The organism is Synechococcus sp. CS-1333, from assembly GCF_025128015.1.
Lineage (GTDB): Bacteria > Cyanobacteriota > Cyanobacteriia > PCC-6307 > Cyanobiaceae > MW101C3.
Map to the genome: position 1 here is coordinate 39,757 of NZ_JAHLYO010000014.1, position 25,337 is coordinate 65,093.

The 25,337-nt window shown below is 66.8% G+C and carries 30 protein-coding genes and 1 pseudogene; 21 read left to right on the forward strand and 10 right to left on the reverse strand.

What is annotated here, in order from left to right:
* Positions 1–16 precede the first annotated feature (16 nt).
* A complete protein-coding gene (locus KQ303_RS04640; protein WP_259729343.1) occupies positions 17–286 on the reverse strand; it encodes a hypothetical protein in 270 nt (89 codons plus the stop codon).
* Positions 287–494: 208 nt separating this feature from the next.
* On the opposite strand from KQ303_RS04640, the gene KQ303_RS04645 reads away from it, so the two are divergent.
* The 11 genes and pseudogenes from KQ303_RS04645 to KQ303_RS04695 all read left to right on the forward strand — a co-directional run bounded on the left by KQ303_RS04645 (position 495) and on the right by KQ303_RS04695 (position 4,935).
* Complete coding sequence (locus KQ303_RS04645) at positions 495–914, forward strand: helicase-related protein (protein WP_399233092.1); 420 nt, start codon at positions 495–497, stop codon at positions 912–914.
* A 45-nt stretch (positions 915–959) separates the two neighbouring features.
* A complete protein-coding gene (locus KQ303_RS04650) occupies positions 960–1,988 on the forward strand; it encodes a DUF3427 domain-containing protein (RefSeq protein WP_259729345.1) in 1,029 nt (342 codons plus the stop codon).
* A gap of 68 nt (positions 1,989–2,056) precedes the next feature.
* A complete protein-coding gene (locus KQ303_RS04655) occupies positions 2,057–2,254 on the forward strand; it encodes a type II toxin-antitoxin system HicB family antitoxin (protein ID WP_015109365.1) in 198 nt (65 codons plus the stop codon).
* Between the two features lie 35 nt (positions 2,255–2,289).
* Entirely contained in the window at positions 2,290–2,466 is a 177-nt protein-coding gene (locus tag KQ303_RS04660; protein ID WP_259729346.1) for a type II toxin-antitoxin system HicA family toxin, read from the forward strand.
* A 79-nt stretch (positions 2,467–2,545) separates the two neighbouring features.
* Entirely contained in the window at positions 2,546–2,680 is a 135-nt protein-coding gene (locus tag KQ303_RS04665) for a hypothetical protein (RefSeq protein ID WP_259729347.1), read from the forward strand.
* A gap of 30 nt (positions 2,681–2,710) precedes the next feature.
* The gene (locus KQ303_RS04670; RefSeq protein ID WP_259729348.1) at positions 2,711–3,037 is read left to right on the forward strand and encodes a nucleotidyltransferase family protein; all 327 of its coding nucleotides are present in this window, start codon (positions 2,711–2,713) and stop codon (positions 3,035–3,037) included.
* A gap of 1 nt (position 3,038) precedes the next feature.
* Entirely contained in the window at positions 3,039–3,392 is a 354-nt protein-coding gene (locus KQ303_RS04675) for a DUF86 domain-containing protein (protein WP_259729349.1), read from the forward strand.
* A gap of 341 nt (positions 3,393–3,733) precedes the next feature.
* Positions 3,734–3,967: a DUF433 domain-containing protein gene (locus KQ303_RS04680; protein ID WP_259729350.1), complete on the forward strand. Its 234-nt coding sequence runs from the start codon at positions 3,734–3,736 to the stop codon at positions 3,965–3,967.
* The gene (locus KQ303_RS04685; protein WP_259729351.1) at positions 3,964–4,320 is read left to right on the forward strand and encodes a DUF5615 family PIN-like protein; all 357 of its coding nucleotides are present in this window, start codon (positions 3,964–3,966) and stop codon (positions 4,318–4,320) included. Before KQ303_RS04680 ends, KQ303_RS04685 begins: the two co-directional genes overlap by 4 nt.
* Positions 4,321–4,456: 136 nt before the next feature.
* Positions 4,457–4,699 (forward strand): annotated as a pseudogene (locus KQ303_RS04690) (DUF86 domain-containing protein); the annotation flags it as partial.
* A 53-nt stretch (positions 4,700–4,752) separates the two neighbouring features.
* Positions 4,753–4,935: a hypothetical protein gene (locus KQ303_RS04695; protein WP_259729352.1), complete on the forward strand. Its 183-nt coding sequence runs from the start codon at positions 4,753–4,755 to the stop codon at positions 4,933–4,935.
* 3 nt (positions 4,936–4,938) lie between these two features.
* Here KQ303_RS04695 and KQ303_RS04700 read toward each other — a convergent pair whose 3' ends face one another.
* Positions 4,939–5,496, reverse strand: coding sequence for a hypothetical protein (locus KQ303_RS04700; RefSeq protein WP_259729353.1), 558 nt, complete (start codon positions 5,494–5,496; stop codon positions 4,939–4,941).
* A gap of 187 nt (positions 5,497–5,683) precedes the next feature.
* Between KQ303_RS04700 and KQ303_RS04705 the strand changes: the two genes are divergently transcribed.
* Complete coding sequence (locus KQ303_RS04705; protein WP_259729354.1) at positions 5,684–6,964, forward strand: hypothetical protein; 1,281 nt, start codon at positions 5,684–5,686, stop codon at positions 6,962–6,964.
* 50 nt (positions 6,965–7,014) lie between these two features.
* Here KQ303_RS04705 and KQ303_RS04710 read toward each other — a convergent pair whose 3' ends face one another.
* Both KQ303_RS04710 and KQ303_RS04715 read right to left on the reverse strand, forming a co-directional pair.
* Complete coding sequence (locus KQ303_RS04710; protein WP_259729674.1) at positions 7,015–8,748, reverse strand: YdiU family protein; 1,734 nt, start codon at positions 8,746–8,748, stop codon at positions 7,015–7,017.
* 90 nt (positions 8,749–8,838) lie between these two features.
* Positions 8,839–10,419, reverse strand: a complete 1,581-nt coding sequence (locus KQ303_RS04715) for an FAD-dependent monooxygenase (RefSeq protein ID WP_259729355.1) — start codon at positions 10,417–10,419, stop codon at positions 8,839–8,841.
* A 208-nt stretch (positions 10,420–10,627) separates the two neighbouring features.
* On the opposite strand from KQ303_RS04715, the gene KQ303_RS04720 reads away from it, so the two are divergent.
* Positions 10,628–11,287 (forward strand): glutathione S-transferase family protein, encoded by a 660-nt coding sequence (locus KQ303_RS04720; RefSeq protein WP_259729356.1) that lies wholly within the window; start codon positions 10,628–10,630, stop codon positions 11,285–11,287.
* A gap of 39 nt (positions 11,288–11,326) precedes the next feature.
* Here KQ303_RS04720 and thiD read toward each other — a convergent pair whose 3' ends face one another.
* Positions 11,327–12,121, reverse strand: coding sequence for a bifunctional hydroxymethylpyrimidine kinase/phosphomethylpyrimidine kinase (gene thiD / locus KQ303_RS04725; protein ID WP_259729357.1), 795 nt, complete (start codon positions 12,119–12,121; stop codon positions 11,327–11,329).
* A 24-nt stretch (positions 12,122–12,145) separates the two neighbouring features.
* On the reverse strand, positions 12,146–12,283 hold the full coding sequence (locus KQ303_RS04730; protein WP_259729358.1) for a hypothetical protein: 138 nt from the start codon (positions 12,281–12,283) through the stop codon (positions 12,146–12,148).
* Between the two features lie 86 nt (positions 12,284–12,369).
* On the opposite strand from KQ303_RS04730, the gene KQ303_RS04735 reads away from it, so the two are divergent.
* On the forward strand, positions 12,370–12,549 hold the full coding sequence (locus KQ303_RS04735) for a hypothetical protein (RefSeq protein WP_259729359.1): 180 nt from the start codon (positions 12,370–12,372) through the stop codon (positions 12,547–12,549).
* Complete coding sequence (locus KQ303_RS04740; RefSeq protein ID WP_259729360.1) at positions 12,546–13,370, forward strand: HlyD family efflux transporter periplasmic adaptor subunit; 825 nt, start codon at positions 12,546–12,548, stop codon at positions 13,368–13,370. The genes KQ303_RS04735 and KQ303_RS04740 overlap by 4 nt, the downstream gene beginning before the upstream one ends.
* A 34-nt stretch (positions 13,371–13,404) precedes the next feature.
* Here the strand turns inward: KQ303_RS04740 and KQ303_RS04745 are convergent, their stop codons facing one another.
* Positions 13,405–14,577: a class I SAM-dependent methyltransferase gene (locus tag KQ303_RS04745; RefSeq protein WP_259729361.1), complete on the reverse strand. Its 1,173-nt coding sequence runs from the start codon at positions 14,575–14,577 to the stop codon at positions 13,405–13,407.
* 47 nt (positions 14,578–14,624) lie between these two features.
* Between KQ303_RS04745 and KQ303_RS04750 the strand changes: the two genes are divergently transcribed.
* On the forward strand, positions 14,625–15,473 hold the full coding sequence (locus KQ303_RS04750; protein ID WP_259729362.1) for a TPM domain-containing protein: 849 nt from the start codon (positions 14,625–14,627) through the stop codon (positions 15,471–15,473).
* A gap of 17 nt (positions 15,474–15,490) precedes the next feature.
* On the opposite strand, the gene KQ303_RS04755 is transcribed toward KQ303_RS04750, so the two are convergent.
* The 3 genes from KQ303_RS04755 to KQ303_RS04765 all read right to left on the reverse strand — a co-directional run bounded on the left by KQ303_RS04755 (position 15,491) and on the right by KQ303_RS04765 (position 18,659).
* A complete protein-coding gene (locus tag KQ303_RS04755; protein WP_259729363.1) occupies positions 15,491–16,261 on the reverse strand; it encodes a glycoside hydrolase family 104 protein in 771 nt (256 codons plus the stop codon).
* Between the two features lie 479 nt (positions 16,262–16,740).
* Positions 16,741–17,796: a hypothetical protein gene (locus KQ303_RS04760; RefSeq protein WP_311134120.1), complete on the reverse strand. Its 1,056-nt coding sequence runs from the start codon at positions 17,794–17,796 to the stop codon at positions 16,741–16,743.
* 11 nt (positions 17,797–17,807) lie between these two features.
* Positions 17,808–18,659, reverse strand: a complete 852-nt coding sequence (locus KQ303_RS04765; protein WP_259729365.1) for a TIGR04168 family protein — start codon at positions 18,657–18,659, stop codon at positions 17,808–17,810.
* Between the two features lie 123 nt (positions 18,660–18,782).
* Between KQ303_RS04765 and nadA the strand changes: the two genes are divergently transcribed.
* From nadA to KQ303_RS04790, 5 genes are all read left to right on the forward strand, one after another.
* Complete coding sequence (gene nadA / locus KQ303_RS04770) at positions 18,783–19,730, forward strand: quinolinate synthase NadA (protein ID WP_259729675.1); 948 nt, start codon at positions 18,783–18,785, stop codon at positions 19,728–19,730.
* A gap of 28 nt (positions 19,731–19,758) precedes the next feature.
* On the forward strand, positions 19,759–20,754 hold the full coding sequence (locus KQ303_RS04775; protein WP_259729676.1) for a ligase-associated DNA damage response exonuclease: 996 nt from the start codon (positions 19,759–19,761) through the stop codon (positions 20,752–20,754).
* Positions 20,755–21,103: 349 nt separating this feature from the next.
* Complete coding sequence (locus KQ303_RS04780; protein WP_259729366.1) at positions 21,104–21,448, forward strand: hypothetical protein; 345 nt, start codon at positions 21,104–21,106, stop codon at positions 21,446–21,448.
* Between the two features lie 357 nt (positions 21,449–21,805).
* Positions 21,806–23,440, forward strand: coding sequence for a M10 family metallopeptidase C-terminal domain-containing protein (locus tag KQ303_RS04785; RefSeq protein WP_259729367.1), 1,635 nt, complete (start codon positions 21,806–21,808; stop codon positions 23,438–23,440).
* 179 nt (positions 23,441–23,619) lie between these two features.
* Complete coding sequence (locus KQ303_RS04790) at positions 23,620–25,332, forward strand: ATP-dependent DNA ligase (protein ID WP_259729677.1); 1,713 nt, start codon at positions 23,620–23,622, stop codon at positions 25,330–25,332.
* Positions 25,333–25,337 lie beyond the last annotated feature (5 nt).

The following is a 25,337-nucleotide window of genomic DNA, read 5'->3' on the forward strand; positions in this document are numbered from 1 at the left end:
ACGAAGCTCCACACGCTCAGGGTCGATCGAGAAGCCTGCCGCTCACGTACTTGTGAAGGACACTGCTGATCAGGGTCTGGTAGGGAATGCCCTCCTGCAGGGCACGGGCACGCAAGGCGCCCAGATCCTCACTGGTGAGGCGAATGTTGATGCGCTGATCCTTGGTGGCCGTTGACCTTGCGGAGGCTTCCAGGCGGGAGCGCTCTGCAGCCGTGGCCACCGAACGGAGCGTGCCCGCTTCGAAGGCTTCCAGGATCTCCTGCTCTTCGTGATCAAGGGGGTTCATGGTCGGTCTCCTGGGCGGTAGGCGATGGTGGCTTTGCGGCTGGGAATGATGGTTTTGAGAAAGAGGTGATCGTCGGCCTCGACATAAGGCACCAGATGGGCATAGCCGGAGATCAGAACGACAAGAATGCGCTGGCCTGGGTATCGAGCCTGGTGACGACGCCCGCCTGCGCCTGATCCTGCGCGAACTGGCAGACAAGGTCACCAACCTGGCGGCGATGCGGGCCCTGGGCTTCTGCGTGAGCGTGGAGCACGCCCATTGGATGGCCCGCAAGTTCGTGGCCGCCGGTCTGCGCGCCGCCGCCCTGGATGCCTCCAGCCCCCGCGACGAGCGTGCCGAGCAGATCCGCCGCCTGCGCTCCGGCGAGCTGCAGATCCTGTTCGCGGTGGATCTGTTCAACGAAGGCCTCGACATCCCCGACATCGACACGGTGCTGTTCCTGCGCCCCAGCGAGAGCGCGATCGTGTTCCTGCAGCAGCTCGGCCGCGGGCTGCGCCTCTGCCCGGGCAAAAGCTGCCTCACGGTGCTCGATTTCATCGGCCAGGCGCACCGCAACTTCCGCTTCGACCTCCGCTACCGCGCCCTGCTCGGCGGCACGCGCGACCAGCTGGAGCAGCAGATCAAGTAGGGGTTTCCCTTCCTGCCGGCCGGCTGCAGCCTGCAGCTCGATCGGGTGTCGAGCCAGCGGGTGCTGGCCAATCTGCGCGAGTCGCTGCCCAGCCGGCGGCCCCAGTTGCTGGCGGAATGCCGCCGCCTCGGGCGCTGTTCGCTGGCGGGGTTGCTGGAGGGGCTGGGGATGGAGCTGGGGGAGTTCTACCGGGTGGCGGGGTCATGGGCTTTGCTGCAGCGGGAGCTGGGGTGGGGTGCCGGGGCGGCCTCAGGGGAGCCCAGCGACGATGAAAAGCGGCTGGGGCGTGGCATCGCCGGCGGCCTGCTGCATCTCGACGACCCGGAGCGGTTGCGTTGGCTGGTGGATCAGCTGCAGCGCCCCGTGGCTCCCGATCCGGCGGGTTTGGATCCTTGGGCCGAGCGCCGCTGGCGGATGCTGATGACCCAGCTCTGGGGCAGCGGCCGGCAGCACGTGCCCCTGGCCGAGGCCCTCGTGCGGCTCTGGGCCGCCGCCGAGCTCCGCGCCGAGCTGGTGGAGCTGTTTGAGCTGCTGCTGGAGCGCACCACCCATCTGGTGGCGCCCCTCGCCTGGCCGTTCGTGGCCGATGGCGAGCCGGCCCCGCCGGTGCCCCTTGGCCTGCATGGCCGCTACTCCCGCGCCGAGGTGTTCGCCGCCTTTGGGCTGCTCAACGACACCAGGCCCTTCCCAGGCCGGGAGGGAGTCTTCTTCGATGAAGCCACCCGCTGCGACGTCTTCTTCATCACCCTCAAGAAATCCGAGCGGTTGTTCTCCCCCACCACCCGCTACAACGATTACGCCATCTCCCCGTGGGAGTTCCACTGGGAGAGCCAGAGCCTCACCCGGGAAGCCTCACCCACCGGGCAGAGATACATCCACCACGTTGAGCGCGGCAGCCGGGTGCTGCTATTCGTGCGGGAGGAGAACAGGCGCGGCGGGGTGACGCTGCCGTTCCTGGGCCTGGGCTTTGCCGAGTATGTGAGCCACGAGGGCGAGCGGCCGATGGCGATTCGCTGGCGGCTGCAAAGGGCGATTCCGGGGGGCTTCTATACGGAGCTGGCGGTGGCGGTTTGAGGGGACTGGGAGGCAGAGGCCAGCTCCATGCCGCTTAGCCTGAACGCAGGTCAGGGAGTCAGACCGGCATGAGCTACCGCATCCGGCTGTTGGAAACCGAAGAGGGTTGGTCAGTGAGCTGCCTTGACCTGCCGGGCTGCCACTCCCAGGGAGCCAACAGGGACGAAGCACTGGCGAACATCCGCGAAGCGATTGCCCTCTGGCTGGAAGTGGAAGCTGAGGAGGGTGGCGTGCGCAGCGTGGAGACGATGGAACTCGCCATCTGATGCCGCGGCTACCGGGAATCAGCCAGAAGGAGGCCGTGAGGGTGTTTCTGAAGCTGGGGTATCGGATTGTCCGCGAGTCGGGTCATCTGATCCTGAGCAATGGTGAGCGTCGGCTCGTGATCCCAAGACACGACCCCATCAACGCCATCACCATGGGCGCGATTGCGCGCGATGCAGGTCTGACGCCTGAGCAGTTCCGCCAGCTGCTGTGATGGTCGAAGAGGAGCGTCTCAACGGTGCCACCACCACCCGCTACAACGACGTCGCCATCCCCTACATAACCGGGGCGGGATGGCACTGCCGTTCCTGTGCCTGGGCTTTGCCGAGTATGTGAGCCACGAGGGCGAGCGGCCGATGGCGATTCGCTGGCGGCTCCATAGGGCGATTCCGGGGGCCTTCTACCCGGAGCTGGCGGTGGCGGTGTGAGGGACCCGAAAGCTCCATTAACCTGACCCCATGGACACAGCTGCCCCGCTACTGCCCTTGCTGATCGACCGGTTGGAGCCGCTCAGGCGCCTGTGCGCCCTCTACGGGGTGGACCGGCTGGAAGTGTTCGGCTCGGCGGCGAAGGGCCTGTTTAACCCCGCCAGCAGTGACCTGGACTTCATCGTGCAGATGTCGGGCCAACGGGAACCGGGCTATGCACGACGCTTCTGTTCCTTCGCCGATGAATTGGAAGCCCTCTTCGGCCGTCCGGTGGATCTCTTGACGGAACCCATGATCCACAATCCCTATTTCCGGAAAGACGTGGATGCGTCACGCCGGCTAATCCTGGAACTCTGAAATGCGAAGAGAGGCGCTGAAACGCCTGCTTGACGCCTTTGAGGCCATAAAGGCGATTGAACGCTTCATCGAGAACTGCACGCTTGATCACTACCTTGACGATGAGCTGATCCAATCAGCTGTGGAGCGCAAATTTGAAATCATCGGAGAGGCTCTCAAGAGGGCCCTTGAGGCCGATCCAAGTGTGCTCACGATCATTCCCGATCTACACCGCATCGTTGGTACACGGAACAGAATCATCCATGTGTACGAAGCCGTAGATCAGCTGATTCTCTGGGATTCGATCCAGAATGACCTACCTGGCCTGAAAAGCTCTCTATTGGCTGTGTTGGAGAAGGATCCTCCCACCACTTAGCCATTGGCATCCTCACCGCCGCCGCCCTCTGCATCCACCACGAAGGCGTGATCTGGCACTCAAGCGAAGCCCTCTTCTCCCCACTCCACCCCCGCACCCGCGACCTGGCCCTCGGCCCCTCTCGGTTCCACTGGGAGAGCCAGAGGAGCGTCGGCTGGACACGGTCAGGGAGCCATTCGTTTGTCTCGGCTTTGGCTGATACCAGAGCCACAGTTGTCAGCGGCCGATGGTGATCTGTCAGCGGCTGAAGCGGGAGATCCCGGCAGCCTTGCTGCATGGTTGTGGCGTGGGACAGCAGCTGCTCCCCACCATCCCTGGCGTTGGCGGTTTAGCGTTGATCCATGGATATCCAGGCAAGGATCACGATCAACCCGGCGGTGCGCTTCGGCAAGCCGTGCGTTCGTGGCACTCGGCTCACCGTGGGAGATTTGCTCGGTTCTCTGGCCAGCGGCATGAGCGAAGCGGAATTGCTGGAAGACTTCCCGCAGCTCAGCCACGACGACGTGCTGGCCTGCCTCGCCTACGCGGCAGATCGGGAACGTTGCCTGATCACCCTGTCCTCATCGGCGGCGTGAGCGTCCGCCTGCTGCTGGACGAGAACCTCTCAGAACGGCTACTACCACTGCTCTTGGATCGGTTTCCCGATTCCAGCCATGTGCGGCTGCTCAGCCTGGGTGGAGCTGATGATCCGGTGATCTGGGAGCAGGCCCGCTCTGATGGTGCTCTGTTGGTAACCAAGGACGAGGATTTTCTCCGGCTCAGCGTGACGCGCGGTTTCCCTCCCAAGGTGATCTGCCTGGCCATCGGTAACGCCGGCAATGCTGCAACGGCGGCTCTGCTGCTTGCTCACGTCGAGGCCATTGAGGCTTTCTCAACCCATCCCGAAGCTGGCTTCCTGCTTCTGAGGCCAATTGGCCAGGCTCCATAGAAGATTCAGTGTCAGGAAAGCGAGCAGGTCCTGTGGGTCACTAAGTGAAGATCCGTTGGCGGCTTAGCGTCATGCCAAGCCCCGCCTCAGCGCTCACTGCCGGCCATGGACGTCAGTTCCGAAACACCGTGCGCAGTTCGAGGCGAATCAGCTAATTCAGGACGCCGTTCTTCGCAACATCGAGCTGATCGGCGAGGCCGCCACTCGCATCCCAGAGGAGGTGAGGCTCGCTCATCCTGAGATCCCCTGGCGGGAGATCATCGCGATGCGCAATCAACTCATCCACGCCTACCTGGGGGTCGATCTTGATATGGTGTGGGATGTGATCCAGGTGGAATTACCACAATTGATCTTTCAGCTGAAGACCGTTCTGTCCTGACGAGCAGCCTGGTCGTGCGGGGATCATGAGGTCCCTGGATCTACTGCGAAGGCGTGCTCTGGCACCAGAGCAGCGCCACCAACCTGTTGTTCATCACCCTGCACTCAAGCGAAGCCCTCTTCTCCCCCACCACCGGCACCCGCGACCTGGCCCTTGGCCCCTCTCGGTTCCATTGGCAGAGCCAGAACACCGGCGCGAGGCCAACCGTCAACGCCATGGTCGCCGAAAAGGTGTAGACCCTACTCAGCCTCGGTGGAAGCGTCAGGAACATCATCGAGCTTCTGGCAGACACCCTTCGAGTTCCACTTGGCGGGTTCAAGATCCGTGAACGTACCGGTTTCGCCCTTGTAGCTGAGGTTTTGGAGATCGACGGTGTTGGTCTCCCACTCCATCTGTGGCCGATACCGTTTCACCTCCCAGTGAACCTCCTGCGAGGTGATCCTCACGAGCGTCTCATCCACCAGACCTCGCGCATCCGGATCTGGGATGTCGGAGTTCCAGAAGGTGTTCGTCCTGTCCAACGTACGGGGATCCAGTTCCTGTACTTGTTGCTGGCGGGGATTGACGCGGACGGTCTTCAGCGAGCCTCCCTCGAGCTGGCAACGCAGCAGAAAGGGCTTCGGCTTCAGGAGATGCTCACAGCCAGCGAGAAGGAAGGCCAGTGTCATCATCACCAGGTGCCGCGTGCAGAGTGGGAGCATTAGTGAAGAGCCCAACGCTGCATCCAGATCCAGACCAGCAGCTTGCTTCAGGTGTCCTGCCTCGCCACCAAGGTGTTCACGAACCGCATCAACCAACCGCGGACATCAACCACCTCAGCGATAACCCCCGTGTGGCTGCCGCCTTGCTTGCAGCTGGGGGCGGTGATGCTGTCTTACCTGTTTGTTGGCCCGTGGGGTTGGGCGCGTGCCGGGCAGCATCGTTTCCACCCAAACTCAACGGCGGTGCTGCTGCTCGGTTCCATCCTCCACTGCCACGACCTCGATGATCCGTTTCTCTGCTGCTCAACCTGAGCTTGTGCGGTTGCTGGGGGAGCGCGGTGGTGCGCTTACCGCCGGAGAGGCGGCATCCCGCACGGGCCTCTCCCTGGAGCTGATGGAGCGCCAGCTGCTGGAGCTGGCGGTAGCCGCTGGGGCGACTCTGCGGGTGAGCAACGACGGCAGCGTGGCCTACCACTTCCCACGCCATCTTTGGCGAAGGTTGCTGGCGCATTCCTGGCGGTTGCGGCTGGGGGCCACGCTCGGCTGGCTCTGGCGGCAGTCCAGCCGGCTGGTCCGCCTTGTGATCGGCACGCTTCTGACGTTGCTGGCGTTGCTGCTGGTCACTGGCCTGATGCTGACCGGCCGGATTCCGGCCTCCGCGGAGTTCCTCAATGCCATGGGTGGTCTGCTGCTGCACGTTGTGCTTGGCGTGGGCGACAGCGTGGCCGGCCTCGCCAGGGGCCGCCGCCATCAGGGTGATGATCCGGTCGCCTTGCAACGACAGAAAGCCATCCAGGAAGACCTGGAGCTTCTGGAGTCGCTGTTTTCGGTGCTCTTCGGCGATGGCGATCCCAACCGCAACCTCGAGCAGCGGCGTTGGCGCCGTATCGGCTGCTTCATCGCCCATCGTGGTGGGGCCGTGATTGCCGAGGATCTGGCGCCTCTGCTGGATCTGCCCCCCCGGCCCGCCGACGCTGAACGGGCCAGTGAGATCGCCGATGCCGCGATGCTGCCGGTGCTGCTGCGCTTCGATGGCCGCCCGGAGGTGAGTGAAGAGGGCGATTTTGCTTATCACTTCCCGAGCCTGCAGGTGAGCTCCGGGCTCGCCATGCCTGCAGCCGGCCGTAGCCAGACCCTTGCTGCGGATCGCCCCTCACCCCCGCTGCGGGAGCGGCGGTATGTCTTCAGCCGCGCAAGCTCGGACGTGCGCTGGGCCTATGCCGTGCTCAGTGGCGCCCTGCTGCTGCTCGCCCCGATGCTGTTCGATATCCTTCAGCCCACGCCGCCCCTGCTGGCGGGTCTGGCCTGGTTCAGCATCGGTTACGCCCTTCTGCTGATCGCGATCCCGCTGCTGCGGCTGGCGACCCTGCGCGGGCTCAACCGCCCCATTGAGGAGCGCAACAGTCTTCGCACCGGCTGGGCGCGCAGCGCCAGCTCCCCCACCGGGCGCCTCGACCGCAAACGATCCTTTGCCCGCCGCTTCGCCCGCCACCGGCACCTCGGCAGAGACGGCTTGGCCTACACGACCGAGAAGGGAATGCTTGAGCAGGAGATTGAGTCCTGATCGCTGCTCACCATCACCTTGGCGAACCTCCGCGTGTGGACCGGTTCGGCTCAGGACGAGCAGCTGTAGTGCGACACTCCTCCGGCGTTGAAGAACTCCCTGGGCTTCAGGCGGTCGTAGGTGGCCGCCAGTTCCGGGCTCAACTCTGTGTAGGGATGGCGGAACACCGCCTGCAACTCCTGGATCGCTGTGGTGTCGCCTTCGGCAGCTTGTTGATAAGCCGGTGCGATCAGCCATTCACGCCAGGTGATTGCCGGGTTCACACGCTTCATCGCTGCAGATGTCTCGCTGAGGTTGCCATTGGCCGTGACTTGTGCACGCCAGCGTTGCAACCACTGCGTCCATTGCCTATCGAGCTCGTCTGAATTCGGCAGGTAGAAGCTCTCTGTCAGGGCGGAGAGTTGCTCGGGGATGGCAGAAAGCCTGCGGAAAAAGATCGTGTAGTCGACCTTGGAGTGCACCATCAGTTGCAGCAGCTCGTTCACCAACGTGGCGTCGTAGGAGATCAGGCCAAGCTTGCTGGCCCACATCGCCTCGATCTCCTGCTGCATCGCTTCGGCGAAGCCATCGCGGATCTGATCCAGCCTGGCCAGGGCCTCCGTGTTGTCCTCGAGCAGTGGCCGCAGGGCGGACCAGAACATCTGGAAGTTGGCTTCAGCCGCTGCCGGTTGATTGAAGAAGCTGAAATGCTCGCCGCCGCCGGTCCAGGGTTGAAATCTGGGATCAAACAGTTCGCAGAAGCCGAAGGGGCCATAGTCGAGGGTGTAGCCGCCTGCCGCGCAGTTGTCGCTGTTGAAATTGCCCTGGCAGTAGCCCACACGGATCCAGTTCGCCACCAGTGAAGTGAGCCGCGCGCGGAACAATCCCGCCAGCTCCAGCACCTGGTCGCTGAACTGCAGACCCGGTTCAATCTCCTGCCGGTAGTTGCGCTCGATCAGGTGGGCCACGATCATCCTCAACTCGTTCAGCGCCTCCGGATGGGCCTGGCGGCGGACGCGGCGGGCGAACAGCTCCAGCTGGCCCACCCGCAGGAAGGAGGGCGCCACGCGGGTGGTGATCGCTGCCGGGTTGTTTACCAGGATGTCGGGATCGAACGAGCGCGAGTTCGGGGAATACCAGGGCCGGCGCACGGTTTCGGATCGCGATGCATAAAGCGTGAGGGAGCGGGAGGTGGGCACCCCCAGGGCGTGCATCAACTCCTGCGCCAGAAACTCGCGCACGCTGGAGCGCAGCACGGCGCGGCCATCGGCGCCGCGGCAGTAGGGCGTGGGCCCACCGCCTTTCAGTTGCATCTCCCAGCGACGACCGTTGAACACGCCTTCGAACACGGAAAGGGCCCGGCCATCGCCGTAGCCGTTGCCGGTGCCGAACGGGCACTGCTGGATGTATTCGCTGCCGTAGATCGAGAGGGCATAACCGGTGGCCCAGCCGTAGGGCCGCATCGGCTCTGTGGCCACGCTGATGTCGCCGGAAAACAGCCGCCGGAACTGGTCGTCGCGGACCAGTGATTCGCTCAGGCCCAGCTCGTGGAAGAGGGTGCTGCTGTGTGCCACCAGCTCCGGCGCTGGCAGCGGTGTGGGCGTGACCGGCACGTAATGACCGGAGAACACCTGACGGGGCTGGTGATCAACGCCATCGACCGTGGCCTGCGGGTCCGCGCGCAGCGAATCCAGCAGCGAATAGTCGGCCCGTTGGGCAAACGCCGCGAACGTGGTGGTTGTCGGCTCAGCTGTCGTCGGCGCTGGTGCCGCGGCTGGTGCGGGCTCTGTTGACGGCGCGGATATCGGCACGGATGACGGCACGGAACGTTCGGGTTGGGGCGGCCTGGGCAGGGCCCTGACGCTGAGGTCCCCATCCTGGCGAAACGGAGCGCATCAGCGGCCCCTCAACAGCGCCACATACCGCTGCACCGCGCTGCGGTGATCGGTGTCGGCTCGCAGGGCGATGAAGCCGTCGGGCCGCACGGCCAGAAGCGTGAGGGGCGCCAGGCCCAGGCTGGACGCCTCCTCCAGCCGTAGGGACACCACCGCCTCCACCAAGACCTGCGGGACCGTGCCGGCAGCCCTGTCGGCCTCCAGTTCGGCCTGCAGGCACGCGAGTGCCTCCGGGGGCGTCTCGGGGCCCGCCAGCAGCAGCAGCGTGTGGCCGCACCGGTGTGTGAGCGTGTGCAGAAGGCTCGTGCCGGCATCGGGCGGCACCGCGATCGTGGTGGGCAGCCGTTGACCGGCACCTAAGCCGAGGGCTTCTGCGAAGCCGTGCGGCTGGCTGTCACTGCCGCTCAAGATCGCCGAGCTGGCGTAGCTCACGTTCATCTCGGCTTCCGCCACCGCCTCCTGATGGCTGGCCACCGGATTGGCCAGCATGGCGGCGATCGCCCGGTCGCGGGCGGCACGCTCGCCGCTGTCCTGCAATAAGTGGGCCTGCTCGGTAGCGTCGCTGGAGCGGCAGATCTGCTGCGCCACCGGACGCCGCTCCTGCTCGTAGCTGTCCAGCAGGGAGGAGTCAGCGGCGCCTTGGTGCACCAGGGCCAGCTTCCAGGCCAGGTTGGCGGCATCCTGCAGCCCGCAGTTCATGCCGTGCCCCTCGGCGGGAGAGCACACGTGGGCGGCATCGCCGGCCACAAACACCGGCCCGGCGCGGAAGGCGCTGGCCACCCGGCTGTGGCAGTGGAAACGGCTGGGGTTCTCCACGGCGGTGAAGCGGGCCTCCGGCAAGTAGCGCCGCAGCACGGCGGCGGCCTCCGCCTCAAGGTCGCCCTGGTCGCCTGCGGGCCGCAGGTACACCCGCCAACGGCCCTCGGGCAGGGCCGTGAGGATCAGGGGCGATGGGTCGAGGTAGGCCGCATTGACCTCGTGGCTCTCGGCCCAGCCCTCCACCGCGGCATCGAACACGGCCCAGGGGCGGGCGATGCCATGGCCCTCGAAGCTGAGCCCGCTCAGTTCGCGGGTGGTGCTGCGCAGGCCGTCGCAGCCCACCACCCAGCGGGCCTGCACGGTCTGCTCCCGCCCATCGCAGTCCACCGTGGCGGTCACGCCGTCGTTGTGGGGCTGGAGAGCCACCAGCCGGCAGGAGCGGTGCACCGCGCCCCCCTCCCCCTCGAGATGATCCTTGAGGATCGCTTCGGTCACCTCTTCGGAAAGGCCGAGATTGAAGCCGTAGCGGCTGCCGCAGTCGGCCAGATCCAGTTCCCCGAGCCGCTGGCCATCGGCGTGGATCAGGATTCTTCGCTGCCGGCAGCCAGCTTCGAGAAACCGATCCACCAGCCCGAGCGCCTCGAAGATTTCCAGCGAGCGTGGGTGGATCACCGTGGCCCGGTCCCAATGCAGGGCTTCAGCGCGGGCGTCGATCAACAGGTTCGGAACGCCGCGGCGCTGCAGCTCTCCGGCCAGCAGCAATCCGGTGGGGCCAGCTCCCACCACGAGCACGCAGGTTTGGCTGGGAAGGGACAGAACCATGGCGCCCAGGCAGGTCAAGTCACCGCGAGGCACAGTAAATCGACCCAGGGGCGCGGGCGCAGTCCAGGCCTTGGCGATGCGATACACCTGGTGCGGAGGGTGCACCCGCTGGCACGCCCAGCGGTCAGCCTCCCTGGCCGTGCGCCTGACGGGTCGCTTTCTCCACCCAGAGCCCTGAAGCGGCCCTGCCGCCGAGCTGATTCCCCCCATGACCATCGCCCAGCTCAAGCTGTTCCACGCCTCCGCCACCCGCAGCGCCCGTGTGCGCTGGGCGCTTCATGAGGTCGTGGGCGAGGCCTTCGTGTTGGAGCGCCTTGATCTGGCAGCGGGCGACCAGTTCGCCCCCGCCTTTGCGGCTCTCAACCCCAACCGTTCCGTGCCGGTGCTGCAGGTGGTCCGCGACGACGGCAGCGTGCAGACCCTGATCGAGAGCGCCGCGATCGTGCTGTTCCTGGCGGACGCCTACCCCGCCGCCTGCCTGCTGCCGCCGGAGCCCGCCTCCCCGCAGCGCGCCGACGTGCTCCAGATGCTCCAGTTCGGTGCCACCAGCGTCGATCGCCTGCTCTGGCAGCTCCGGCTGCACGAGAAGCTGCTGCCACAGGCGGAACGGGACCCCGGTGAGGTTGAACGCGCCCGCCGCCGCTTCCAGGAGCAGGTGGAACCCCAGCTGGCCGAGCGCCTGCGCCGGGACCCCCACATCTGCGGCACCGCCTTCACTGCCGCCGATCTGGTCATGGGCCACAACGTGCTCTGGGCCCGCTCCATTGGTCTCTGCGGCGAGCGCATCTTCCAGCGCTACCTGGCCCTGCTGGGCCGCCGCCCCGCCTTCGCGCGCGCCTTCGATGACATCAAGACCATCACCCCTTGACGCCTCCTGCGCAGCAGCAAGCGGCTGTGGATCGCAGCTTCACCCCAACGCCTGATGCCAATGGCACAGCGGACCCTGGCCACCGCCGATCGCCAGGGCATGGCGCAAGCCGCCCGCTACGAAGGCCTTGGCGGTCTGGATCGCCGCTGCCAGTGCGGCGCCACGGGCCAACTCCGCTGTGATCGCCGCCGAGAGGGTGCAACCGCTGCCGTGGCTGTGGGGCGTGTCGATCGGCTCCAGGCGAAACCACTGGATGCGGCCGTCACGCCACAGCACGTCGCTGCCGCACAGGCCCCGCAGCCCGCCGCCCTTGATCAGCACCGCCTTGGGCCCCAGCGCGGCGATGCGCTCCGCCGCCAGCTCCAGATCGTCGGCGCTCTCCAGCGGCCGCCCGACCAGCAGCCGTGCCTCGTGCACGTTGGGGGTGAGCAGGTCTGCCAGCGGCAGCAGCTGGGCTTTGAGGGCCTCGATCGCCTCCAGCTCCAGCAGCACCGCCCCTGCCCGCGACACCATCACCGGATCGATCACCCGGGCGGCCGCCAGCGGGGCGATTGCGGCGGCGGTGGCCTCAATCAAGCCCTGGTTGAGCAGCATGCCGGTCTTGAGCGCCGCCACCGGCAGATCCCGCGTCACTGCCTCCACTTGGGCCCGCAACGCCTCGCGGGGCAGGGCATCCACCCGCTCCACGCCGCGGGTGTTCTGGGCCGTGACGCAGGTGATCGCCGAGCAGCCATGCACCTGCAGGGCGCTGAACGTTTTGAGGTCGGCCTGGATGCCGGCGCCGCCGCCGGAATCACTGCCGCCGATGGTGAGCGCAATCGGAATCAAGGCCATGGCAGCGGCAGCGACGCACCGTCTCTATCGCAGCGCCTCCAGGAAGGCGGTCACTTCATCGCACCAGAGAATCCACTCCTGCTCAAAGAGGATGCCGCGGCGCAGGGTGAGGCAGCGGAGCTGAAGGCGACGGCAATCGCCCCACCCCGATGCTGATCTCACACCCTGTCACAACTCGGGCATGGCGCTCCCCAGCAGGCTGGGTAAGGTCTGGTCATGTCTTGGCTTCCTGGTTGAAGATGCCGCTCATGCCTCGATCTGCCCATCTCCTGGTGCTGGCCGCCGCCCTGGTCGGCGCGGAGCCGGTCCAGGCACAGCAGTCGAAGCAGCAGGCGGAGGCCAACCGCGACCGCTGCCGCAATGGTGTGCTGATCGGTGGGGCCGCCGGCGGTTGCGTGATCAACCGGGGCGTGAACGAAGGCAAATGAGGAGCTTCCGCCTCCTCGGCGTGATCGTGCTGCTGGCCTCAGGGGCCGGGGTGGTGCAGGCCCTGCGTGCCAGCGGGCCCTTCGAGCCGCTGTCGGCGCCCGGCCGGCTGGAGCTGGCGGGTGAGACCCGCAAGCTGGCCGCCCCGCTCAGCAGCAACGGCATCAGCCCGCGCCTGGTGCAACTGCTGGTGCAGGAAGGCGACAGCGTGCAGCGCGGCCAGGTGCTGGCCCGCTTCGACAGCGGCCCTGCCCTGCAGGCAGAGCGCCAGTTGCTGCAGCGCCGCTCCGAGCAGCTGCGCCTCCAGGCAGACCGCGTTCAGGCCGATGTGGAACGCTTCCGGCCGCTGGTGCAGGTCGGGGCCCTCTCCCGCGCCGATCTGCAGCAGCGCGAGCAGCAGTTGGTGGAGCTCCAGGCCGGCATGGAGAGCACCCGCCAGGCGATCGCCCGCACCGACGTCGAGCTGGAAAGCAGTGCCCTGCGTGCCCCGATGGACGGCAAGGTGCTGCGCCTCTACGCCCGCGTGGGCGAGCGGCCGGGGGTGATGAACGTGCTGGAGCTGGGCACCAGCGACCGGCTCGAAGCGATCGCCGAAGTGGATGCCAGCGATCTGACCCGCATCCGTCTGGGCCAGCCGGCCCGGATCAGCAGCCTCAGCGGCGCTTTCCCCGGCAGCCTGGCGGCGCGGGTGCGCCAGGTGAATCCCGCCGATGGCGCCCCCACCGATGGCGTGGTGGATGTGCAGCTGGAGCTTGACCCCGCCGATGCCCGCCGTGTGCGACAGCTAGTAGGACTGCGCACGATCACCCGGTTTGCTACCTGATCCGGAGCCAGGGATCTCTCAGCTCGCTGCAGCTTCAGCCAGCTTCTGTGGGATCGGGGTCCTGCAGGAACTGGCTTGCCGCCGGGATCTCACCCTCGCGATCGCTGCGCTGGAAGGCCAGCCAGCGGAAGTCACCCAGGGCGGTGGGATCCACCAGCCGCAGCAGTGCTTCGCGGCGTGCCAGCAAATCGGCCAGATCCACGCCGTGCCCGCTCGATTGCTGCAGCCCGTGCAGGCGCTGGGCTAGACCCAGGGCAAGCAGGGCTTCCCCCTGACGGCGCTGACCCAGCAGCTGCCAGCCGCTGGCCGCCGCCGCCGCCGCCAGGCTGTCGATGCACAGGTGGGCGGTGAGATCCCACGTGCCCGGCTCCAGCAGCGGATCGCCGCTGGCCCGCTGCTCCCGGTAGGCCATCAGGGTGCCGTCGCAGCGCGAGGGCGCGTAGTAGCGCCAGGCCTCCAGGGCGTAGTCGATCACCAGCAGCCGTCCTTGCCCCAGCGCAGCGCCGCAGGCCGCCAGCCAGGGCTCCAGGCCGGGATGCAGTTCGCTGCACCAGCCTGCGGGCCGCTGAGCGCCCGGCGTCGCCAGCCCCAGGGGCTGCAGCCGCGCCGCCGCTTCCGGCTCCAGGGGTTCGCCCGGCTCCAGCCGCAACGTCCCCGCGTGGAGCGTCACCCGCTGGCGGCGCCAGGCCGCCCCGTCCGAAACGATCCGCTCCACCGCCAGGGCATCGAGCACCTCATGGGCCACCACCACACCGGCCAGCGGAGCGTCCGCCAGCTGCCCAAAACTGCTCCAGCGCACCGGCAGCGGGCAGTGCTGCAGCCGCTCGCGCTGGCGAGCGGCCATACCGGCATTGGGTTCCACCAGCACCAGTTCGGTGCGGGCAGCCAGCTGGGGCCAGCCGGCCACCAGTGCCTGCGCCAGTTGCGCCGCCAGCTGCCCCTCGCCCGGGCCTGTCTCCACCAGCGACAGCGTCCTGTCGGCGTCCAGCTGCTGCAGCCACTGGGCCAGCTGGGGGGCCAGCAGGGCGGCGAAGTCCGGGCCGAGCGCAGGCGCGGTCACGAAATCACCGGCGCGGCCGATGCGCAGACGGCCAGCGCCGTAGGCGCCGTGCTCGGGATCGTGCAAGGCCCACTCCATATAGGTGCGGAAGGGCACGCTGCCGCCTGCCGCATGAAGACGCTGTTGCAGCCAGAGGGGAACGGACACGGGCAGGCCTGGCGTTAAGGAGAATCGGAGCACATTGAACCTGCCGCATGGGCCGCTCCTCCGTCTCCCGTTCGCCGGCCTCGCCCGCGCCCCGGCGTCACGCCGCGGCAGGGTCCTGGCTGGCGCTGCTGGCCGCCCTGCTGCTGCTCTGGCCGTGGGCGCCCGCCTTCGCGGCCGACAACCCGGAGCTGCTGCCTGATCACCCCACACCAGTGATCGATCTGGCACGCGCGCTCACCGATGGTCAGCGCGCCGCCCTGGAAGACAAGCTCGACCGCTTCGAGGATGCCAGCGGCTGGAAGCTGCGGGTGCTCACCCAGTACGAGCGCACTCCGGGCCTGGCGGTGAAGCAGTACTGGGATCTCGACGAGCGCAGCGTGCTGCTGGTGGCCGACCCCCGCGGTGGCAACCTGCTGAACTTCAACGTGGGCGATGCCCTGTTCGCGCTGATGCCGCGCACCTTCTGGGTGGAGCTGCAGACCCGCTACGGCAACCAGTTCTATGTGCGCGACAACGGCGAAGATGGCGCGATTGTGGCGGCGCTCGGCGCCGTGCAGACCTGCCTGGAGCGCGGCGGCTGCCAGGTGGTGCCGGGCTTGCCGCAGGAGCAGTGGCTGCTCACCTTCTGCACCTCGGTGCTGGGCGGCCTGATCGTGGGCTTCGCCGCCTACCCGCGCAAGGAGGGAGATACCGTCGCCTGGAGCTGGGTGCTGCTGCTCTCACCGCTGTGGGTGATGCTCTTCGTGGTGTTCGGCCTCGGCCCGGTGGTGACCCGCACCTCCGATTGGCTGCCGGTGCTGCGCAACAGCCTCGGTTTCCTGGGCAGCTCTCTGGCCGCGTACCTCATCGCCCAGCGCACGGTGGGCAAACCTCCGGTGGGCAATGCGGGCGGGTGATCTCAGCGGCTAAGCGCTCAGGGGGTAGGCGTCACCTGCTCCAGCGCACAGGAAAGGGTGTCGTTGTCGCAGACCGGGGGCGGCGTGGAAACGGTTGCCACATCGATGCGCACGCTGAGTGAAGCGCGCAGCTCGGCCAGGTTGGCTTCGTAGAAACGACGCAGCTCATCGAAGCGTTTCACCGGCTGGCCGTAGAAGCTGCTGCCGGCCAGGGTGGGGAACGACGCCCACTCCGGGGCCAGCCGGGCGGCCAGCTCGGGCGTGAACACGCCGCGGTCGGCTTTTTCGAGTGCGCCGCGGCGCTGGATCAGGAAGATGGCGGCCTGATCCTGCACATGGGGCCCGAAGCCGTTCAGGCCCAAGCGGCTGCTGGCCATGGTCCAGGTGAAGGGCATGAACTGGTAGGCCCCGGCGGCGGCACTGGCGTAGCCCGGCGTGCGGTTCACCCGGTTGGGGTGACGATCCAGTGAGGGCATCAGGCTGCCGCCGAACATGATCCAGTAGCCCCGGTCTTCACCGCGGGCCCAGGTGCCTTCGGCGAAGCGGATCGTGTTGAGCAGTGCGCGGCGCTCCGGGGTGATCACGAAGAAGCGGGGATCCTGCGGCACTTCGCTGGGCAGGGCCACCGCCATGGAGTGAGGACCGGTGATAGCGGGGGCCGGAGCCGGGCGGCGGATCTCCTGCCACAGGAAGGGCGTTCTGGGCACGGCAGCGTGGGCAGGAGCCGCCAGCGCGAGCGCGGCGGCGGGCAGCAGCAGGTGGCGGGCAGCGGAGCGGAGAGTACGCAAAACGGGGGTCGGAGTGAAGGGGACGTGGGAAAGGAAGATGGCGGAATCCTGAGGGGGACTGCCGGTGGCTAGGCGCAATCGGTCAACGGTTTGTTGTTTCCGCTGCGCATTCGCGTGGGATTGAAAAGTCTGTGAATCGGCTGAGAAGTGACCCTGAACCTTGACGAAGCGGCTCAGATGTGCAGGTCAGTTTCTTGTTTCTGGACCGTCGTAGAGAAGGATGAATCCATCGCGGCGGGTTTGGTTCGGCACAATGTGACAAACGCCAACATGGATCCAAGGGTTATATGTGCCAATCGCACGACTGTCCACCAGTTATCTTGAGGCGCCGCACGGTTCTGATCACTGTTGAGCACTGAGTTTTTTGCTGCTCCGATCAATCTGAGCTGGTTGATCAGATCTGCTGATTGAAGCCGCTCAGTAGTGAAATACACCAGAACGGCTGCGCTGCAATGCTCCCCAGCGATCAGCGCTGTTGTTCAGGGCGCCATCCCTTCGGCCAGCTGCACCAACTGAGCCGCCGCTTGCTGAGCGCCATCGGCTGCCAGCGGATCGTCGCTGGGGGGCAGCAGCGGCTGGTCGAGCTGCCAGTCGCCGGCCAGCAGCTGCGGCTGGCTCAGCAGCCGGTGCCGGCCGTGGCGCCGCAGCCAGCCTTCCAGCACTGCCGCTTCAGCGAAGCCATGGCGCTCCACCAGATGCACCCCCGTGCCCTGGCCCAACGCCTCACAGAAGGTGCTGTAGCCGGCCTTGCTGATCTGGCGGCCGCACAGCCGCATCAGCTCCAGGGGGCGCACGTCCGCCGGCAGCAGGTGCACATTCGGCGCCGCCGACGCGCTGGCGTCGGTGGTCACAAAGGTCCAGCCGGGCCAGCGGGCGTAGGGCTCAGGGCCCAGGGCAAAACCCAGCCCACCGAAGCTCACCATCACGCAGCGCTCCCGCTCGGCCGGCAGGTCGAGCCGCTGCCGCAACGCGTCCGCCGCCAGCTGCGGCGCTGCTGCCGTCAGGCCCACCGCCGTCTCCGGCAGACCCCAATCCATCGCCATCGAAAACGGGCAGCGAATCACGTGCGTGCCGCGGCGGTAATCGTGGTGGAAGCGCTCGGCCCAGTCGAGGAAGGCCCCCCCCATGGGCGCGTAGATGTCGTCCCAGCCGAAGTTGCCCATCCACACCAGCGGCCGCTGCACCAACGCCGCCAGCCGCGCCGCCGCCGGCGGCACATCCCCCAGCAGCAGCACCGGTTCCCCCTGCTGCTGCAGCCAGTGCGCTTCCGCCTCCAGCAGCGGCGGCAGCGAGGCAGTCACGGCCTCCAGCGCTGCCAGGGTGGCGTCTCCATCCACACCGAGCGCATCGGCCTGAATCGCGCCCACATCCCAGCGCAGCGGGCGATGCTCGAACGGCACCCCCGCCAGGGCCAGCTGGAGAAAGGAGGGCGGCAGCGAGGTGGAGAGCACCAGCCGCCAGCGTGGCCGGAGCGTCGCCAGCGCCAGCAGCACCGAGGCCACCCGGGAGCCATGGCCGAAGCCGTGGCCGCTCACGCACGCATAGATCAGCACGGCACGGCCAACGGTTGCTGCACCAGCAACTGTTCATAGAGCAGCTCACCGCCGGGGTGGTACCAGCGGTGGCTGGCGCGCCGCACCCTGCCGTCCACCAGTTCCACCCAGGAGAAGTGGCGCAGGGCACGGCCCTCCTGATCGACGCCATGGCGCGGCACACAGGCGCTGTTGAGATAGGCGGTGCCGCTGCGGTCGATCACAAAGCTGCGGCGCAGGCCCCGGCCGCGCTTGAGCGCGTGGTGCATGTGGCCGAACACCACCAGTGGCACGGGCCGGTGGCGGCGGATGCGCTCGATCGCCAGGGTCAGGTCCTGGTCGCCCCAGTCACACGCGGGTGGTTTCCAGTCGCGACCGCAGGGGTCCTGGGCCTCGCTGCCCAGACCGGCCGGCCCACTGTGGGCCAGCACCAGCAGCGGCAGGGCCGGATCGGCCGCCAAGGCGGCGTTGGTGATGCGCTGGGCTGAGTCGTCGACGCTCATCGGCCCCCAGACCGCCTGCACCGCCTGTGAGAGATGGAAGCCACCGCCGGCGCTGCCGGGCCGGGCGCCCACCACCGCCAGCCCCGGGGGCTGCAGCTGCCGCAGCGCCCAGCCGCAATGGCGATCCCCCAGCAGCTCGATCTGGCGCCGCAGGCAGCGGCCGCTGGCATCACGGCCGGCGTCATGGTTGCCGAGGATGCAGGCCAGGGGCAACTCCAGCCGCCCCAGGCTGGCGGCGATGCGCTCCTGGCCATCGCTGAGGTCGCCGACCACCAGCACCGCATCAGGAGCGAGCCGGTGGAGCAGATCCACATCGCTGGCATCCCATTGCCCGTGCAGGTCGCCGGCGATCGCAATGCGCATGCGGGCCGGGCCCCGTCCCTAGGGTGGTGTCATCTTGGCCCAGAAGCCTTCTGGGCGCCGTCCGCGACACCCTCCACTCCCGCCATCGACACCGTCACCACCAGCCCGCTCTCTACCAGGCCGCTGATCGCCGGCCCCGCTCCCGCCCGGCACGCGCTGCCGCAGGCGATCCGGGAGCTGGCCAGGCAACGCCGCGCCGTGATCCTGGCGCACTACTACCAGAACGCTGAGATCCAGGACATCGCCGATGTGATCGGCGATTCGCTCGAACTCTCCCGCCGCGCCGCCCACACCGACGCCGAGGTGATCGTGTTCTGCGGCGTTCATTTCATGGCCGAAACCGCCAAGATCCTCAATCCAGGCAAAACGGTGCTGCTGCCCGATCTGGAAGCGGGCTGCTCCCTGGCCGATGCCTGCCCCGCCGAAGCGTTCGCCGCCTTCCGCGCCCAGCACCCACACCACTACGTGGTGAGCTACATCAACTGTTCAGCGGCGGTGAAGGCGCAGAGCGACCTGATCTGCACCAGCAGCAACGCCGTGAGCCTGGTGCAACAGCTGCCCGCCGACCGGCCAATCCTGTTCGCGCCGGATCAGAACCTGGGCCGCTGGGTGGCGCGCCAGAGCGGCCGTGAACTCACTCTCTGGCCCGGCAGCTGCATCGTGCACGAAACCTTCAGCGAGCAGGCGCTGCTGAAGCTGCGGCTCGATCATCCCGGGGCCGAGGTGATCGCCCACCCGGAATGCCTGCCCAACATGCTGGATCTGGCCGACTTCATCGGCTCCACCAGCAAGCTGCTGCACCGCGCCGAAACCAGCGAGGCCACCGCTTTCATCGTGCTCACCGAGCCGGGCATCCTGCACCAGATGCGCCTGAAGCTGCCCCATAAAACCTTCTATGAAGTGCCCGGGCAGGACGGCTGCAGCTGCAATGCCTGCCCTTACATGCGCCTGAACACGCTCGAGAAGCTCTGGCACTGCCTGGCCACGCTGGAGCCGGCGATCGAGCTGGATGAAGCGGTGCGCACCCGGGCGCTGCTGCCGATCCAGCGCATGCTGGATATGAGCCTCTGAGCAGGGACCCTTGCTGCCGCCGGGCTCCCTGATCCAGCACACCCCCCAGGGGCTCTACTGCCCGGCCGCCGACGCCTGGATCGACCCCTGGCGCCCGGTGCCACGCGCCCTGCTCACCCACGCCCACGCTGACCACGCCCGGCCCGGCAGCCAGGTGTACTGGGCGGTGGGCAGCGCCGCCGGCGTGCTGCGCCAGCGACTGGGCCAGGGCATTGATCTCCGCCAGATGGCCTACGGCCAGGAGCTGCGCCTCGGCGACGCCACCGTGTCGTTTCATAGCGCCGGGCATGTGCTGGGTTCGGCCCAGGTGCGGATCAGCGCCGGCGGTGAAACCTGGCTGATCAGCGGCGATTACAAGCGTGACGCCGACCCCAGCTGCGTGCCGTTCGAGTCGGTGCAGGCCGATGTGCTGATCACCGAGGCCACCTTCGGTCTGCCGGTGTATCGCTGGCGGCCGGGCCAGGAGGTGGCTGCCGAGATCCACGCCTGGTGGAAAGGTGCCCCGGAGCGGCCCTCGATCCTGTTCTGCTACGCCTTCGGCAAGGCGCAGCGTCTGCTGGCGGAGCTGCACCAGCTGGGCGTGAGAGAGGAGGTGCTCCTGCATGGCGCCGTGCAGACCCTGATGGCGCCTTACCGCGAGCAGGGGATCGCCATGCCGCCCACCCGGCCCGTGAGTGAGCTGCCCCGCAGTGAGCCAATGGCGAGCCGGCTGGTACTGGCGCCCCCGTCGGCGCATCGTTCGGTGTGGATGAAGCGGTTCAAGGCACCGCAGACGGGCTTCGTGAGCGGTTGGATGGCGGTGCGCGGTGCCCGGCGGCGGGGCGGCTACGAGCGGGGCTTCGTGCTCAGCGACCACGCCGACTGGAACGGTCTGCTCAACACCGTGCGCCAGAGCCGCGCCCAGCAGGTGTACGTGACCCACGGCCAGAGCGACGTGCTGGCCCGCTACCTGCGCGACGTGGAAGGCATCAGTGCCGAGCCCCTCAGCGGCGGCATTGCGGCGGAGCGTGGGGAAGAAACGTAGGGGGGGGTTGTGACCTTTGACCTCGTGGACGGAGTCCGCGAGCCCCGAAGCTCTGCATCAGACGGCACACCTTGGCGTCACGACTTGACTGTCTTCGTGCGTCGATGGGTTCGCTGTTGCCGGCCTTGGCGGGCAGAGTTGCTTGCCTTCGGATGGAGGGTTGCCGGCGAATGATGAAAGCGAATGGCTGCTGACTGCAGGCTGAACCTTCATGAATTGCCGGTACAATTGCAGAGGCGACCCCTCCGATGCTGTTGCTCCCGGTTGCCCTCCGTGCCGGCTGCATGCATGGGTCAGGCCGCAGGCAATGGTCGCCACACTGCAGATTTGATCACACACCACGGCTGCCATGACTGCATTCCGCACGTTGCTGATCTCGATGTTTCTTGCCCTTCTCGGCTACACGGCGGTGGTGATCAGCCAGCAAGGGCTGGGCCTGGTGGCTGTCTTCATCGGCAACCTGCTGCAGCTGAACTGGTCCGGGCAGTTCAATCTGGATTTCTCGTTCATGCTGATGATCTCCGCCCTCTGGGTGATGTGGCGTCACCAGTTCAGTGGCGTGGGGGTGATGCTTGGTCTTGCTGCTTTGGTTGGCGGTGTTCTGTTTCTCAGCACGTATCTGTTCATCCAGAGCTTCCGGCTGAATGGAAAGATGGTGCCCCTGTTGATCGGCCCCCAACGGGTGGCTGCCTGAAACGCTGCCCAAGGAGCCCGTGTTTCCAGAACGACTGTGTCGCTCGGAGCGCACAGCACCCCTCCAGGCTGCAGGACTCACCCACGATCAGCCAGGCGCATCGGCGCCAACAAACCATTGTCAACCTGCCACGCCTTGCTGGCTCCTTGGCGTGCACCAGTTGAGGGATGCTGTCCATCCCAGGAAAACCAATCAGTCGGCACGGCGTGATCGGCACCCCTGCAGGCCAGCGGCTGATCACACGCACGACAGCATGGAAAGCCTGCAGCGCTCTACAAAGCTGTGGCATCGTCATGCAGTGCTCAGCAGAAGGGTTCTCTGTAGAGTTCAGCCGAAGCTACACATCCGGATCATCGAATGACAACCGGCAGCCTGGCGATCAACAACAGCAGTGGCGAGCCGCTGAGCTACTGGGTGGTGTCCAATGGCTACACCTCCGAGCAGATCGTGAGCACGGGAACGCTCACTACAGGAACGAACAGCATCTCTGTGCCATCAGGCAGCAACCTAAGAATCTATGTGTCGAGCACAGATATCTTCACGAGCCAGAACAACGCCGGTGGCGGCGAACCGAGTGGGCTCTCAATCCGTGATGCCTTCAGTTTTTATGAGTACACCTGGGATGGAACCTACAGCAGCACGGGATTCAGTGCTGATGTGAGCTATATCAACGACTGGGCCTATCCCATTCAGTCGAACCTCAATGGCACCACCTACGGATTCCTGGATGCCACGGCGATCGCCCAGGCCATGGCTGCCCTGCCTCCACAGAACTTCCTGCCCCAGAGTGCGGCAAGTCTGGCGGCCGTCGGCACCGTTTCCGACCTCTACGACGCTGCCAACCGTCGTTTCATCGGCCCGATGTCGATCTGGCAATGGCAGGCCAGTGAGTCTTTCTGGACCCAGCAGGCGGCGGCCGTCTCGCTGCCGCCGGCGATGGCGGCGGGATGGGCCAGCTTCGGGGCCGACGTGCCCTGGGGGCCGATGCCCTGGGGAGGAGTCTCCCCTACGGCCAGCGGGCTCCAGCCGTCCGGCAAGGCCAGCAAGCTGCCTGCGGGGGGAATCCCCGCCCTGCCCGCCCTGGCGGCCGGGGTGCCGCTGCCTGCTGGCTACCCTTCGCCCACCTTCGGCTTCGATTTCTCCAGCAATCTCAACTGGAGCACGATGAACAATGGAGCCGGATCGAGTGTGGATCCCTCCGACGACTCACTCTTCTATGCGTCCAACTTCAATGTGTGGAATTTCGGCTATGCCTTTGGCACGCCGGGTGCTCCTGCTGGCAATTATGCGCCGGACGACCCCTCCAATCCGAACGCTTATACGTCGATCCTGCGTGCCCAGGCCAACACCGAAGGCGGGATGGGTCTTTATGCCAATGGCAACCAGAACTTCGTTGGTTTCTACACCTTCGCCAAGGACGACTACAACGCCAATTATCAAGGAAATCTTCAGCAGCTCACCATCACCATCGGTGCGCTGGCTTCCGCCTCCACCGGCAGCTCCGGCAATGATGAAGTGGTGGGCACCCGCCGCAATGATGTGATCTCCGGCGGTTACGGAGCGGATCTGCTCTCCGGGGGAGCAACGCCGCCCAGTGGCCAGCAGGAACCCGGCCGTGATGCCATCACCCGTCAGCCCTTGGGGGGATCCAGGCAGGCTCTGCCAGGCCGTGATGGTCGCGATGTCTTCGTCTACGTCCGGGCCGACAGCAGCCTCAACACCAAGCACCAGCGCGATGTGATCACCGACTTCGATCCTTCCGATCAGATCGATCTCGCAGCGGTGGATGCCTGTTCACTTCAAGCGGGGCAGCAACGCTTCAGCTGGATCGGGCAGCGGCAGTTCAATGGTACGGCGGGCCAGTTGAGGATTGATGTCTCCCCTTTCCGCCATGCTTTGTTGCAGGGTGATGTCGATGGCAACGGCAAGCCTGACTTTGAGGTGAAGTTGCTGGGTGTCGATCTGTTCGCACGCTCCAACCTCCTGCTCTGAAGGAATTCACGTTCCGAGGGTTCTGCCAGGACTGGCCTTGGCGCTTGAGGCTTCCGGCGCACGTAGCGGATGGCGCTCATCCTCACGCTGATTGCCGATTGCCCTTTGGTCACGCCGCCTCAGGCCTGATCGCTACAACCGGCGCCAGGGCCGATGCCCTGCCCACCCATCCCCTGCCTGTGCACGCCTTCTGTGACCTGTTCGAGTGCCTGGATCGCAGCAGCGGCACCAAGGCGCGCGTGGCGGCGCTGGTGGGGTACTTCCGCGAAGCGCCCGCGGGCGATGCGGCCTGGGCGCTTCAGTTGCTGCTCGGCAAGCGGCGCCGTCGGCTGCTCACCGGACGGCGTTTACGGGAGATCTGCCTCGGGGCGGCCGGGCTGCCGGAATGGTTGTTCGAGGCCTGCCACTCCCAGGTGGGGGATTCGGCGGAAACGATCGCCTTGCTGTTGCCCCAGCTGAAGCTGCCGGCTGGCGAACCGCTCGACCTGCCGCTGTCGGTGTGGATGGCAGAGCGGTTGCCGGCGCTGGCTGCGCTCGACGGCGAAGTGCAGGCGCAGGCGGTGCTGCAGATCTGGTCATCCCTGCCGCCATCGCAGGTGTTCGTGTTCAACAAGCTGCTGAGTGGCGGTTTCCGGGTGGGGGTATCCACCGGCCTGGTCACACGTGCCCTGGCCGAGGTGAGCCAGCTGGAGGAGGCGGAGCTGGCCCATCGGCTGATGGGTGGCTTCGTGCCCAGTGCCGCTGCCTTCACCGCCCTGCTCAGCCCCACCACCAGCGGTGAGGACGCACCGATCAGCCGCCCCTATCCCTTTTTCCTGGCCAGTCCACTGGAGCCGGAGCGGCTGCTGACGGACGACCCCGCTGATTGGCGCGCCGAGTGGAAATGGGACGGCATCCGCGGCCAGCTGATCCGCCGCGCCGGCACCACCTTTCTCTGGAGCCGTGGCGAAGATCTGGTGAACGAGAGCTTCCCGGAGCTGGTGGCGCTGGGCGATGCCCTGCCGGACGGCACCGTGCTCGATGGGGAAGTGATCGTGTGGCCGCCGGCGGCGGACCGTCCGCTCGGATTTGCGGCCCTGCAACGGCGCCTGGGGCGGCGCAGCGTGAGTCGAGCGTTGCGTCAGGCCTGCCCGGCTGCCTTCGTTGCCTATGACCTGCTGGAAGCGGGCGGCCGTGACCAGCGCCAGCACCCCCTGGCGGCGCGGCTGCAGGACCTGGTCCAGCTCGGCGCGCGGTTGGGGGAGACCGCCGCTGAGGAGTTGAAGGGGGTTCTGCGCCTCTCGACCGGGCTGCCGTTCCAGAGCTGGGAGGAGCTGGAGCCGCTGCGCAGCCAGGCGCGCCAGGCCGGTGCCGAGGGCTTGATGCTCAAGCGGCTGGACTCGCCGTATCTTGCGGGCCGCAAGCGGGGCCACTGGTGGAAACACAAGCTCGAGCCGATGGAGCTCGATGCAGTGCTGCTCTATGCCCAGGCAGGCAGCGGCCGCCGCGCCAACCTCTTCACCGACTACACCTTCGGGCTATGGGCCACCGCACCATCTGACTCGGTGGATCCGGAACCGTCAGGACAAGGGACCAGCCCGCGCCAGTTGGTGACCTTCGCCAAGGCCTATTCCGGTCTTGATGATGCCGAGATCTCTGAGCTTGATCGCTGGATCCGGCGCCACACCACCGAACGCTTCGGGCCGGTGCGGGCCGTGGAGCCGCTGCAGGTGTTCACCCTGGGCTTTGAAGGCATCCAGCGCTCCGGCCGGCACCGGAGCGGCGTGGCAGTGCGTTTCCCGCGCATCCTGCGCTGGCGGCAGGACAAACCCGCGGCCGAGGCCGACACCCTGAGCGCCGCCGAAGCCCTGCTGGAGGACGACAGGTCAGGACCAGGGTCCGTATACGGATGACGGCT